This is a genomic window from Amycolatopsis sp. NPDC003731 (genome assembly GCF_053586895.1).
Window position 1 is genome coordinate 74,126 of sequence record NZ_JBSFNC010000022.1, and the last position, 11,987, is coordinate 86,112.

Annotated in this window: 12 protein-coding genes; 9 read left to right on the forward strand and 3 right to left on the reverse strand. The window is 70.7% G+C overall.

What is annotated here, in order from left to right:
- Positions 1–3: 3 nt before the first annotated feature.
- Positions 4–1,398 carry a glycoside hydrolase family 28 protein gene (locus tag ACWDN5_RS12275; RefSeq protein WP_449676290.1) on the reverse strand — a complete coding sequence of 465 codons (1,395 nt, stop codon included), beginning with the start codon at positions 1,396–1,398 and terminating at the stop codon, positions 4–6.
- A gap of 159 nt (positions 1,399–1,557) precedes the next feature.
- Between ACWDN5_RS12275 and ACWDN5_RS12280 the strand changes: the two genes are divergently transcribed.
- Positions 1,558–3,102, forward strand: a complete 1,545-nt coding sequence (locus ACWDN5_RS12280) for a long-chain-fatty-acid--CoA ligase (protein ID WP_449676291.1) — start codon at positions 1,558–1,560, stop codon at positions 3,100–3,102.
- A complete protein-coding gene (locus ACWDN5_RS12285; RefSeq protein ID WP_449676292.1) occupies positions 3,102–3,650 on the forward strand; it encodes a TetR/AcrR family transcriptional regulator in 549 nt (182 codons plus the stop codon). The genes ACWDN5_RS12280 and ACWDN5_RS12285 overlap by 1 nt, the downstream gene beginning before the upstream one ends.
- Before the next feature lie 33 nt (positions 3,651–3,683).
- Here the strand turns inward: ACWDN5_RS12285 and ACWDN5_RS12290 are convergent, their stop codons facing one another.
- Positions 3,684–4,085, reverse strand: a complete 402-nt coding sequence (locus tag ACWDN5_RS12290) for a PPOX class F420-dependent oxidoreductase (RefSeq protein WP_310976018.1) — start codon at positions 4,083–4,085, stop codon at positions 3,684–3,686.
- Positions 4,086–4,241: 156 nt separating this feature from the next.
- On the opposite strand from ACWDN5_RS12290, the gene ACWDN5_RS12295 reads away from it, so the two are divergent.
- Positions 4,242–5,447, forward strand: a complete 1,206-nt coding sequence (locus ACWDN5_RS12295; RefSeq protein WP_449676294.1) for a glycosyl hydrolase family 8 — start codon at positions 4,242–4,244, stop codon at positions 5,445–5,447.
- A gap of 66 nt (positions 5,448–5,513) precedes the next feature.
- Positions 5,514–6,095 carry an NADAR family protein gene (locus ACWDN5_RS12300; protein WP_449676295.1) on the forward strand — a complete coding sequence of 194 codons (582 nt, stop codon included), beginning with the start codon at positions 5,514–5,516 and terminating at the stop codon, positions 6,093–6,095.
- Here the strand turns inward: ACWDN5_RS12300 and ACWDN5_RS12305 are convergent.
- Positions 6,056–7,039, reverse strand: a complete 984-nt coding sequence (locus ACWDN5_RS12305; RefSeq protein WP_449676297.1) for a Gfo/Idh/MocA family protein — start codon at positions 7,037–7,039, stop codon at positions 6,056–6,058. The genes ACWDN5_RS12300 and ACWDN5_RS12305 overlap by 40 nt on opposite strands.
- Positions 7,040–7,136: 97 nt before the next feature.
- Here ACWDN5_RS12305 and ACWDN5_RS12310 point away from each other — a divergent pair, with 97 nt between their 5' ends.
- Genes ACWDN5_RS12310 through ACWDN5_RS12330 form a run of 5 tightly spaced genes read left to right on the forward strand, consistent with a single transcriptional unit; the run spans position 7,137 to position 11,846 of the window.
- Entirely contained in the window at positions 7,137–8,084 is a 948-nt protein-coding gene (locus ACWDN5_RS12310) for an ABC transporter substrate-binding protein (RefSeq protein ID WP_310976022.1), read from the forward strand.
- Complete coding sequence (locus ACWDN5_RS12315; protein ID WP_310976023.1) at positions 8,071–8,949, forward strand: amino acid ABC transporter permease; 879 nt, start codon at positions 8,071–8,073, stop codon at positions 8,947–8,949. The genes ACWDN5_RS12310 and ACWDN5_RS12315 overlap by 14 nt, the downstream gene beginning before the upstream one ends.
- The gene (locus ACWDN5_RS12320) at positions 8,942–9,709 is read left to right on the forward strand and encodes an amino acid ABC transporter ATP-binding protein (RefSeq protein ID WP_310976024.1); all 768 of its coding nucleotides are present in this window, start codon (positions 8,942–8,944) and stop codon (positions 9,707–9,709) included. The genes ACWDN5_RS12315 and ACWDN5_RS12320 overlap by 8 nt, the downstream gene beginning before the upstream one ends.
- A complete protein-coding gene (locus ACWDN5_RS12325) occupies positions 9,706–11,424 on the forward strand; it encodes an aminotransferase class V-fold PLP-dependent enzyme (protein WP_449676298.1) in 1,719 nt (572 codons plus the stop codon). The genes ACWDN5_RS12320 and ACWDN5_RS12325 overlap by 4 nt, the downstream gene beginning before the upstream one ends.
- A 44-nt stretch (positions 11,425–11,468) precedes the next feature.
- Positions 11,469–11,846, forward strand: coding sequence for an effector-associated constant component EACC1 (locus ACWDN5_RS12330; RefSeq protein WP_310976026.1), 378 nt, complete (start codon positions 11,469–11,471; stop codon positions 11,844–11,846).
- Positions 11,847–11,987: the final 141 nt, after the last annotated feature.

The window sequence follows — 11,987 nt, forward strand, 5'->3', positions numbered from 1 at the left end:
CACCTAGACCGGCTTTCCGTTCACCGTCACGTTCGAGAGGGTCACGTCCCGCGCGTTCGTGATCTGCGGCGCCGGCGTGTCGATCCTCGTGAACGTGCTGTCCGCCAAGCGGAACCCCGTCAGCGGGCTCTCCGCGGCGCCGCTGATCTTCAGCGCGAACGGGGAGTCGTCGAGGTGGAGGTCGCGCAGGTCGAGGTCGCGGATCACCGGCTGGACGATCGGGCCGTAGCCCGGGCCGGTGAGGCTGTAGTTCATGTCGACGTAAATCGCGCCGCGGTCGACCGGGCCGCCGGTCAGGCGCCGGACGTGGATGTCCGAGACCACGCCTCCGCGCCGCGGGTTCGTCTTGACGTACACGCCGTAGAACGACTTGTACGACGACCCGGCGTGGATCCGGTTGTCCTGCGCGAAAACGTTGCGGACGCCGCCGGACATCTCGCTGCCGACGGTGATCGCGCCCCAGCGGCCGAAGTAGTCGTTGTCCTCGATGACGATGTCCTCGCTCGGCACGCCGATGCGGCGGCCGTCGGTGTCGCGGCCGGACTTGATCACCGTGCCGTCGTCGCCGGTGTCGAAGGAACAGCCGTGGATGTGCACGTCCGCGCAGCTCTCCGGGTCGACGCCGTCGACCATCGCGCCGCGGGAGTAGACCGTCACGTTCCGGACCGTCACGTTGCGGCACAGCACCGGGTGCACCGTCCACATCGCCGGGTTGCGCAGCGCGACGCCCTCGACCAGGACGTTGCGGCACCGGTAGAACTGGATCAGGTTCGGCTTGAGGAAGTGCTTGTCGCCGAACACCCGCTGCGCCACCGGTACGCCGTCGGCCGCCTGCTGCTGGAGCCGGTCCCAGTCCGGGCCGCGCTTGCCGTCGAAGTCGAACCAGGGTCCGGCCGCGGCGTTGCCGTCGATCGTGCCGGAGCCGGTGACGGCGACGTCGGTCTCGTCGATCGCGTAGAGGAACGGCGAGTAGTTGTGACACTCGATGCCCTGCCAGCGCGTGAACACCACCGGCAGGTAGGACGCGGCGTCGCTGCGGAAGCGGATCGTGCCGAGCACGTGCAGCTCCACCCGGGACCGGAGGTGGATCTTGCCCGTGCGGAACTTCCCCGCGGGGACCAGCACGCGCCCGCCCCCGGCGGCGTGGCACGCGGCGATCGCCGCATGGAACGCCGGGGTGCAGTCGGTCGTGTTGTCGCCGACCGCGCCGTAGGACCGGATGTCGAAGACGCGGTCCGGGAACACCGGCGGCCTGATCCGGCCGAGGATCGCCGGTACGCGCGCCCACGGGTCGCCGGGGTCCGCGTGCGCGCTCGCCGGGCCGAACACCGCGCCCGCGGCCAGCAGCCCGCCCGCCGCGCCCGCGGCCTTCAGGAACCCACGCCGGGTGCTCGCCATCCGAAGCCTCCTCGATCGCCGTCGTCATACATCATGTACAGCATGTGATATTCCGACATCACGGTCAAAAAAGGTCCCGCTGACCGGTATTGACGCCCGCCGCGCCGCGGCGCACCATAGACCGGTCTATGGTCCAGCGCCGGCCCGAAGGGGGCTCCCATGCCCGAAGACGTCCGCCCCCGGGTCCGGTTGTTCGGCGAGCTCCTGGCGCATTGGGCGCGCGAGCGTCCCTCGGACCCGGCGCTGATCTTCGGCGACCGGACGTGGACCTGGGCGGAGTTCGACGAGCGGGTCCGGCGGCTGTCCGGCGCCCTCGCGGCGGCCGGCGTCGCCCGGGGCGACCGGGTCGCGTTCGTCGACAAGAACCACCCCGCCTGCCTGGAGACGACCTTCGCGGCAGCCGGGCTCGGTGCGGCCAACGCCGTCGTGAACTGGCGGCTGTCCGGCGACGAACTCGCCTACGTCCTGGCGGACGCGGGTGCGAAGGTCGTCCTCGTCGGCGCCGAACTGCGGCCCGCCCTCGACGCGATCCGCGACCGGCTGCCCGCGGTGGAACGGGTGGTCGTCGTCGGCGGGGACGCCGACGAGTACGAGGCCTTCCTGACTTCCGCCGCGCCGCACGCCGGCAGCGACGTCGGCACCGACGACGGCGTGCTCGTCATGTACACCAGCGGCACCACCGGCTTCCCGAAGGGCGCGGTGCTGACCCACCGCAGCGTCCTCGCGCACGGCCTGGCCGCCGGGACCGCGTTCCCGATCGGCCCGGGCGACGTCAACCTGGTCGCGATGCCGCTGTTCCACGTCGGCGGCAGCTGCTACGCGGTCTCCGGTTTCCTGTACGGCGAACCGTCGTACCTGACCCGCGAGCCGGACGCCGCGTCGCTGTTCGCGGCGCTGCAGGCCGGGATCACGCACGCCTTCCTGGTGCCCGCCGTCGTGGCCGGGATCGCCCAGGCCGGCGAGGCCGCGCTCCAGGCGTTCTCGCGGCTGAAGTACCTCTGCTACGGCGCCTCGCCGATGCCGCTCCCGTTACTGCGCACAGTGCTCGCGGCTTGGCCGGAGGTCAAGTTCGCGCAGGTCTACGGCATGACCGAGCTGTCCGGAGCGGTCACCGCCCTCGACCCGGAGGCGCACCGCGACGCGTCCCGCCCCGAACGGCTGGCTTCGGCGGGTACCGCACTGTCCGGAGTGGACCTCCGGATCGTCGACCCGGTCACGGCCGAGGACGCCGAAGTCGGCGAGGTGTGGGTGCGCACCGAACAGCGGATGGCGGGCTACCTCGGCAAGCCCGAAGCGACCGCGGAGACCATTGTGGACGGCTGGGTCCGCACCGGCGACGTCGGGCGCCTGGACGACGGCGGGTTCCTGTTCCTCGAGGACCGCGTCAAGGACATGATCATCACCGGCGGCGAGAACGTCTACTCGCCCGAGGTCGAGCGCGTGGTGGCGGAGTTCCCCGGCGTCGCCGAGGTGGCCGTGATCGGCATCCCGGACGACCGCTGGGGCGAGCAGGTCAAGGCCGTCGTGGCCGGCGAACAGCTCGACGCCGAGAAGATCGTGGAGTTCTGCCGTGAGCGGCTGGCCCACTACAAGTGCCCGCGCAGCGTCGACGTCGTGGCCGCGTTGCCGCGCAACGCCACCGGCAAGATCCTCAAGCGTTCGCTGCGGGAACCCTACTGGCGGGACCGGGACCGGAACGTCTGATGCCGCCGGTCACCCGGCACCGGTACTTCGAGGCCGCGCTGGACGTGCTGGCGCGGCACGGGTTCACCGAGCTGAACGTCGGCGCGCTGTGCCGCGGCCTCGGCGTCACGAGCGGGTCGTTCTACCACCACTTCGGCGGCTGGCCGGGCTTCGTGGCGCAGCTGCTGGACCACTGGGAGCACCGCCAGGTGCGCATCCTGCGCGAGCGCAATTTCGGCACCGGCGGCCCGGCGGCCGACTTCGCGGCGCTGATGGACCTCACCCTCGGGCTGCCGCACGAGGCCGAGGCCGCCATCCGCGCGTGGGCGCGGAACGACGAAACCGTGCGCGCGGTGCAGAAGCGCGTCGACGACGCCCGGCTGCGGACGGTCGGCAAGGCGGTCGAGGGGATCGTCGGCGACCGGGCGCTGGCCCGGACGCTGACGTCACTCGGGATGGCGATGCTGGTGGGGCACCAGCAGCTGGCGTCGGCGGGGGAGCACGGCGAGCTGACGGAGCTGCTCGCGGAGTACGCCCGGCTGGTGCACTCCCGCGCGGACGGCGGTTAGAGCTGGGTTCGGGTTCGCTGCGAAGTCCGCGGATCAGGCGTTGCCGAGCACGCGGGTGACGGTGATCTCGATGACCACCCGCTGCGGGTTCGGCTTGGGCTGCCGGTAGCGGGCGGCGTACCGGTTTTCGGCGTCGCGCACCGATTCCGGGTCCTCGCGCAGCACCGCGCGTCCCTCCAAAGTGGACCATCGCGGGCCGTCGAGCTGGCAGACCGCGACCGGGATCCCGTCCGCGCCCGCGGCGCGCACGAGCCGGGCCTTGACCGACGGGGCGAAGGTGATCACCCGGGCGAGGCCGGCCTCGAAGTCGACGGTGACGCCGACCGCGACGACGTGCGGGGTGCCGTCCGGCCGGACCGTGGTCAGCGTGGCCAGGTGGCGCTCGGTCCAGAACGCGCGGAAGTCCGGCCCGCGGCCGTCGAGGTCGATCGTCATGACGTCCACGCTAGTCCGTCCGGGTGGGGTGGGCGCGTGCGGATCCACTCAGGGTAATAGTAAGGAAAGTTTCCTAACACTCTTGACCTGGTCTTGAACCTTCTGTCACGCTTCGAACCACCTCGCCGCAGCCAACGATGTCTTAACGGAGGAGCCATGAAGAGAGTCGTCCGGGCGGCGGTGGTTTCGGCCGCGCTGGCCGCGGGGCTGCTGAGCGTGCCCACGTCCGCGTCCGCGGCCGGCACGCCGTACGTGCCGGGAACGCTGCGGCCGTCGGTGTCACAGGCCACGCAGGACGCGGCCCTGCAGAAGTACTACGACTTCTGGAAGAAGAACTTCCTGACCACCAAGTGCGGCAGCGGCACGTACGCGGTGCTGTCCAAGGACGCCGACCACTCCTTCGTCGCCGAGGGCGAGGGGTACGGCATGACGATCTCGGCGATGATGGCGGATAAGGACCCGCAGGCACGCGCGATCGTCGACGGGATCCTGAAGTTCGTGAGAGCGCACCCGTCGGTCAACAACAAGGACCTCCACGCGGCCGAGCAGGACTCGAACTGCAAGAGCGTCAACGGCAGCGATTCGGCCACCGACGGCGACCTCGAAATCGCCTACGGCCTGCTGATCGCGGACAAGAAGTGGGGCAGCGGCGGCGCGGTGAACTACAAGGCCGAAGCCGTCCGGATCATCAACGCGATCAAGAAGAGCGAGGTCAACGGCACCACGAAGTTCACGTTGCTGGGCGACTGGGGCAACGACGCGGAGTACAAGAACAGCTCCCGTTCGTCGGACTGGATGCCGGGCCACCTCCGAGCCTTCGCGGCGGCGACCGGGGACAGCTTCTGGACGTCGGTCCGCACCCGTTCGGAGACGGCGGTGACCCAGCTGCAGTCGTCGTACGCGCCGAACACGGGACTGCTGCCGGACTTCGTGGTCAACACGAACTCGACGCCCAAGCCGGCGCCGTCGAACTTCCTGGAGGGGCCGTACGACGGCAAGTACAGCTGGAACGCCTGCCGCGACCCGTGGCGCCTGGGTGCGGACGCGATCTCGGCCTCCGGAAGCGCGGCGGCGGGCCAGGTCCGCAAGATGAACGCGTGGATCAAGTCGGCGACGGGCGGGGACCCGGCGAAGATCCAGAGCGGGTATTCGCTGTCGGGGTCGAAGACGGAAAGCGGGCAGCACCCGTGCTTCACGGCACCGTTCGCGGTGGCGGCGATGACGGACCCGGGTAGCCAGGCCTGGCTGGACAAGCTGTGGACGGCGGTCTCGTCCTGGTCGCCCGATGCGACGGATTACTACGGGACCGGGATCACGGTTCAGGTGCTGTTGATTTTGAGCGGCAACTACGTGGCCGCGTAGGAGCGTGCCGGCCGTCTCGCGCTATTTCGGGTGCGGGGCGGCCGGTTCGTGCGTGAAACTGGTGGCATGGTTCGCCAACCCCGGAGTGTCGAAGAGCTGACCCGCGCGCTCGACGCGGGCCGGCGGTTCAAGTACGTGTACTTCTGGGGGCACCGGCCACCCCGCGGCGGCGGGGTGGGCGCGGGGTGTTTCAGCCAGTGGTGGCCGGCGCCGTTCGAGATCGACGAGGTCCGCTACGCGACGGCCGAGCACTACATGATGTGGCGCAAGGCGAAGCTCTTCGGCGACGACGAGGTGGCCGCCCAGGTGCTCACGGCGGTGCACCCCAAGCAGGCCAAGGATTTCGGTCGCCGGGTACGTCGCTTCGACGAGGAAACGTGGGTCGCCCACCGGTACCGGATCGTGGTCGAGGGGAACGCGGCGAAGTTCGCCCAGCATCCGGAGCTGGGGCGCTTCTTGGCCGGAACCGGCGAACGCGTGCTCGTGGAGGCGAGCCCGGTGGACCGGGTGTGGGGCATCGGCCTGGCGGCGGACGATCCGAGCACCGGGAACCCGCGTACGTGGCGGGGGCTCAACCTCCTGGGCTTCGCGCTCGGAGAGGTCCGGGCTCAGCTCGGCTTGCGCAGCGGCAAGCCGGCCGCCCGGTAGATCTCGTCGATCACCGTCATCGTCGCCACCGCGTCCGCCGCCGAGGTCTTCACCGGGGCGCCCTCCAGCACCGCCGCCGCGAAGGCGTCCAGCTGGTACGCGTACGTTGCCCGGCGGGGGAACTTCTCCGTGCGCTTCACCCCGTCGATCTCCACCGTGAAACGGTGGTACGCCTGGGGCATCAGCGGGTTGACCACCCGGATCGACCCACGGGACCCGGTCACCGAAGCGCTGATCTTCAGCACCGATGACGACCACATCGAGCACTTGATCCGGCCCGTGTGGCCCGAGGGGTACGCCAGCTCCGCCGTCATCGCGCGGTCCACCTGCGGCGACCGCAGCCGGGCCGTGGCCGACACCACCGTCGGCGTCTCGCCGCCGAACAGGCGTGCCATGTGGACCGCGTAGCAGCCCGCGTCCATCGTGGCCCCGCCCGCCAGTCCGTAGTCGTAGCGGATGTCCGAGAACTTCGGCAGGGGAAAACACACCGCCGTCTCGACCCGCTGCAGCGGACCCAGCTCGCCCGCGGCCACGATCTCCTCCACCCGCAGCGCCAGCGGGTGGTACCGGTAGTGGAACGCCTCCATCACCACCCGGTCCGACGCCGAAGCCAGCTCGGCGATCTCCCGGGCCTCGGCCGCGTTCGCCGTGAACGGCTTCTCGCACAGGACGTGCTTCCCCGCCTCCAGGGCCGCTCGCGTCCAGCGGCCGTGCAGGCCGTTCGGCAGCGGGTTGTACACCGCGTCGATGTCCGGATCGGCCAGGAGATCCTCGTACGAAGCGAACACCCGGGGAATCCCGTGCCTGGACGCAAACGCTTGCGCGCGTTCCGGGGACCGAGCCGCGACCGCGGTCACCGACACCGGGGAAACGGCAGAAGCAGGCTTGACCAAGGCCGCGGGCGCGATGCGAGCCGCCCCCAGGATGCCGATCCGCAGGCTCATGTCCGCGAAGCTAGCACCGGCCAGGATTTCAACAGACAGTTGACCTCTTCAACAACGAGTTGTAGCGTGCCAGCCAGCCGAACAGTGGAGGTCCGTTATGTCCCGTTCTCGTACCGTGCAGGCGGTGTTGCTGGCGAGCGTCGCCGTGCTGGTGACGGCTTGTGGTGGCGGCCCGGACGGCGCGGGCGGGACGTCGCAGGCCGCCGGCGCACCCGCGTCCGGCATCCCGGACACCGCGGCGATCGTCCAGGGCGTGCAGAAGGACGCCCAGCTCAACGCCGCTCTCCCGGACACCGTCAAGCAGGCCGGCCTGCACCTGGCCTCGAACCTGCAGTCCGCGCCGAACAACTTCTACGCCGCCGACGGCAAGACCCCGATCGGCTACGAGGTCGACCTCGCGAAGGCCATCGCGGCCAAGCTCGGCGTCGCCGTCACGCACCAGGACATGGCGTTCGGCTCGCTCATCACCAGCCTCCAGTCCGGCCGCATCGACCTCACCATGGCCGGCATGAACGACACCAAGGCCCGCCAGCAGCAGATCGACTTCGTCGACTACTTCACGTCCGGCATCACGATCATGATCCGCAAGGGCAACCCCGACGGCATCACCGGCCCGGACACCCTCTGCGGCAAGAACGTCGCCGTCGTGCAGGGCACCAGCCACCAGAAGTTCGCCGCCGAGCAGAGCACGAAGTGCACGCAGGCCGGGAAGCCCGCCGTGAACGTCACCGCGACCGACAGCGACAACCAGAACCAGAACCAGCTGCGCACCGGCCGCGTGCAGGCGATCCTCAACGACCTCCCCAGCGCCGTCTACATCTCGCGGACGGCCGGTGACGGCAAGTTCTTCGAGGTCGTCCCCGGCGAGCCGATCGACGGCGGCCCGTACGGCATCGGCGTCAACAAGGCCAACACCGCGCTGCGCGACTCCGTGCAGAAGGCGCTCCAGGCCCTGATCGCCGACGGCACCTACGGCAAGATCCTGCAGGCCTGGGGCGTCGAGCAGGGCGCGATCAAGGAGGCTGCCATCAATGGCGGCTCCTGAACCGCTCCCGATCGTCCGGCTCCGCCATTGGGGCCGCTGGGTCGCCGCCGCGATCATCATCGCGCTGCTCGTCCTGCTGGGCCTCGCCCTCGGCAACGCGCAGATCGAGTGGAACCAGGTCCCGGACTTCGTCTTCTACAAGGTGATGGCGACCGGCTTGCTCAACACCGTCGTCCTCGCCGTGCTGTCCCAGGCCGTCGCGATCGTGCTCGGCATCGTCATCGCCCTGCTGCGCCGCAGCGCCAACCCGGTCGCCCGGTGGTTCGCCGCCGGGTACATCTGGATCTTCCGCGGGCTTCCGGTGCTGCTGCAGATCCTGCTCTGGTACAACCTGGCGCTCGTCTTCCCGGTCATCGACATCCCGTTCCTCGTCCACGAGCAGACGAACGTCCTGATCAGCGCGTTCACCGCCGCGTTCCTCGGCCTGGCGCTCAACGAAAGCGCGTACATGGCCGAAATCGTCCGGGCCGGCCTGAACAGCGTCGACAGCGGCCAGACCGAGGCGGCGAAGTCGATCGGCATGACGCCGGCCGCGACGCTGCGCCGGGTCGTGCTGCCGCAGGCCATGCGCGTGATCATCCCGCCGACCGGCAACGACTTCATCAACATGCTCAAGGGCACGTCGATGGCGTCGGTGATCGGCGTGACCGAGCTGATCCACGCGGCCAACAACATCTCGTCCAACAACCTCCTGGTGATGGAGACGCTGCTGGCCGCGGCCGTCTGGTACATGGTCGTGGTGACCGTCGCCGGCGTCGGCCAGCACTACCTGGAACGCGCCTTCGGCCAGGCCGACCGCGGCCCGCTCGCCCGCGCGGGCAAGGCGCTGCGCGGCGTGCCGCTGGTGAGGAGTGCCCGTGTCTGAACCCCTGCTGCGCGCCGTCGGCGTCCGGAAGTCCTACGGCCACACCGAAGTCCTCGGCGGCATCGACCTGGACGTCCACAAGGGACAGGTCGTCTGCCTGCTCGGCCCGTCCGGCGCCGGCAAGAGCACGTTCCTGCGCTGCATCAACCACCTCGAGACCATCGACGCCGGCCAGATCTGGGTCGACGGCGAGCCGATCGGCTTCCGGCAGCGCGGCGGGAAGCTGTACGAGCTGCGCGAACGCGAGGTGGCGCGCCAGCGGCGTGACATCGGCATGGTGTTCCAGCGGTTCAACCTCTTCGCGCACCGGACGGCCCTGGAGAACGTCGTCGAAGGACCGATCCGGGTCCTCGGGCTGCGTGCCGAAGACGCCCGGAAGCAGGGCCTCGAGCTGCTCGACCGGGTCGGGCTGGCGCACCGCGCCGACGCCTACCCGGCGCAGCTGTCCGGCGGCCAGCAGCAGCGCGTGGCGATCGCGCGGTCGCTGGCGATGAAGCCGAAGCTGATGCTGTTCGACGAGCCGACGTCGGCCCTCGACCCGGAGCTGGTCGGTGAAGTGCTGGAAGTCATGAGTACGTTGGCGGGGGAGGGGATGACGATGGTCGTCGTGACGCACGAGATGAGCTTCGCCGCGGAGGCGGCCGACGAGGTGGTGTTCCTGGCCGACGGCGCCGTCGTCGAGACCGGGCCGCCCTCGGAGGTCCTGAGCGCGCCGAAGCACGACCGCACCCGGCAGTTCCTGGCGAGGATCCTCGCGTGAGGAGGATTTCGCCCCGCTACCTGCTCCAGTTCGACGAGCCCGCCGGCTACCTCGACTTCGCCCGGTTCGGCCCGCCCTCGCACGCGGTGCTCGACACGACGGCCGCCCTGCTCGACCAGGCCACCACGGCCGGTCCGTCCACTGTGGACGAGCTGATGCGGCAGGAGGTCCGGGCCAAGGCCGCCGCCGCGCGGCTGTCCGGCTCGGACACCGACCACACCGTGCTGCTGCCCAACACCAGCCTCGGCCTGTTCCAGGCCGCGTTCCACAGCACCGGCGAGGTGCTCGTGTCGGCTTCGGAGTTCCCGGCCAACACCTACCCGTGGGCTCGGGCCGAGCAGGCCGGGCGGCTGCGCGTGCGGCGGCTGACCAGCGGGTACGTGACGCCCGAGCGGGTCGCGGCGGCGCTGACGCCGGAGATCACGACGGTCAGCGTCAGCGCGGTCGACTTCCGCACCGGCTACCGTGCCGACCTCGCCGCGCTGCGCGAGGTCGTCGGCGACCGGCTGCTGGTCGTCGACGGCATCCAGGGCTTCGGCGTCGTCGACGAGCCGTGGGAGGTCGCCGACGTCCTGGTCGTCGGCGGGCAGAAGTGGCTGCGTGCGGGCTGGGGGACCGGCTTCGCGGTGCTGTCCGACCGCGCGCTGGACCGGATGGACCCGGTGCTGTCGGGCTGGACCGGCGCGCGCGACCCGGGCCTGTTCGACGACGAGATCCACCCGCCGGACGCGACCGCCCAGGCCTGGTCGATCTCCAACCTCAGCCCGATCACCTCCGGCGCGTTCGCCGAGGCCCTCGAGCTGGTCGAGGAGGCCGGTGTCGGCGCCATCGCGGCGCGGATCGCCGAGCGGCTGGCCTCCTTCGAAGAGGTCCTGGCCGCCTGCGGCGCCGAAGTCGTCTCGGCGGTCGACCGCCGCGCGGGGATCCTGGCGTTCACCCTGCCCGGCCACCCCGCCGAGCAGGTCGGCGCGGCGCTGGTGAACGCCGGGATCGCGGCGACCGTGCGCCCCGAGCACGTCCGGCTGTCACCGCACGCCTCGACCCCGGCGGCGGCCGCGGACCTGCTCCGGTCCGCGCTGGAGACGTTGACGCGGCCGCGCGAACCCCTGGTGGTCCCGGCCGCGGGGGCGACCACGCACGACGTGCTCACCGCGCTGGTGCCGGCCATCCCGGGTCTCGCGGCGATGCTCGGCCCGGGCAACGAAGTCCTGCTGCACGACCTGAGCCGGCTGCCGGACTCGATCATCGCCATCGCCGGCGACCTCACCGGCCGCAGCGTCGGCGGCCCGATGACCGACCTGCTGCTCGGCCTGGTCCGCCGCGGCACCACCCAGGACCTGACGAACTACCGCACCCACGGCCCGGACGGCCGCCCGATCCGCTCCTCGACGCTGTTCCTGCGGGACGCCGACGGGGTCGCGGTCGGCTGCCTGTGCGTCAACAGCGTCGAGGAGGCCGCGGCGCCGGGCGGCAACGGCGAGCCGGAGACTTTCCCACCGGACGTCGACAGCCTGCAGCGGTTCCTCGTGGACCGGGCGGTGACGAAGGCGGGCATCCCGGTGGACCTGATGAAGAAGCGCCACAAGGCGGCCGTGGTGCGGGAGCTCGACGAAGCCGGTTATTTCCTCATCAAGGACGCGGTCGACCACCTGGCCGGCCGCCTCGACGTCACCCGCTACACGATCTACAACTACCTCAACGAGATCCGCGCCTGATCGGCCGCTTGCCACCCGCGCGTTCCGGGCGGACCATGGCGCGCATGACCGAATCGGACACCCGGGCCCTGGTCCGGCTCGAAGCGGACGGCGAGGCGGACGCCGAAGAGTTCGACCTGCTCGCCCGCCGCCTGCGCGCCGAGCTGGGCGGGCTGGACGTGGACGTGCAGCCGGTGCCGGGCGAGCTCCCCCCGGGCGCGAAGGCCGCGGACCCGGTGACGATCGGCTCGTTGATGGTGGCGTTCAGCGCGGCGGGCGGCGTGTTCCCCGGGCTGGTCGAGACGTTGCGCGAGTGGCTGGGCCGCCAGGCGGGCAAACACAAGATCAAGGTGACGATCGACGGCGACACGGTAGAGCTGGAGCGGGCGACGACGGCCGAGCGCCAGCAGCTGATCGACGCCTTCGTCCGCCGCCACGGCTAGCCGCCTGTTTCAATGGCGTAGCCACTCGTTGATCGCGGCGATGTGCACGGTTGCCTCGTAGCGGACTGCGAGTTTGTCGAACCGTGTGGCCACGGCGCGGTTGCGCTTGAGCCGGTTGATCCCGCACTCCACAGCGTGCCG

Coding starts and splice junctions, on each gene's coding strand:
- ACWDN5_RS12275 (WP_449676290.1), bottom strand. CDS start 1,398: ATGGCGAGCACCCGGCGTGGGTTCCTGAAGGCCGCGGGCGCGGCGGGC.
- ACWDN5_RS12280 (WP_449676291.1), top strand. CDS start 1,558: ATGCCCGAAGACGTCCGCCCCCGGGTCCGGTTGTTCGGCGAGCTCCTG.
- ACWDN5_RS12285 (WP_449676292.1), top strand. CDS start 3,102: ATGCCGCCGGTCACCCGGCACCGGTACTTCGAGGCCGCGCTGGACGTG.
- ACWDN5_RS12290 (WP_310976018.1), bottom strand. CDS start 4,085: ATGACGATCGACCTCGACGGCCGCGGGCCGGACTTCCGCGCGTTCTGG.
- ACWDN5_RS12295 (WP_449676294.1), top strand. CDS start 4,242: ATGAAGAGAGTCGTCCGGGCGGCGGTGGTTTCGGCCGCGCTGGCCGCG.
- ACWDN5_RS12300 (WP_449676295.1), top strand. CDS start 5,514: ATGGTTCGCCAACCCCGGAGTGTCGAAGAGCTGACCCGCGCGCTCGAC.
- ACWDN5_RS12305 (WP_449676297.1), bottom strand. CDS start 7,039: ATGAGCCTGCGGATCGGCATCCTGGGGGCGGCTCGCATCGCGCCCGCG.
- ACWDN5_RS12310 (WP_310976022.1), top strand. CDS start 7,137: ATGTCCCGTTCTCGTACCGTGCAGGCGGTGTTGCTGGCGAGCGTCGCC.
- ACWDN5_RS12315 (WP_310976023.1), top strand. CDS start 8,071: ATGGCGGCTCCTGAACCGCTCCCGATCGTCCGGCTCCGCCATTGGGGC.
- ACWDN5_RS12330 (WP_310976026.1), top strand. CDS start 11,469: ATGACCGAATCGGACACCCGGGCCCTGGTCCGGCTCGAAGCGGACGGC.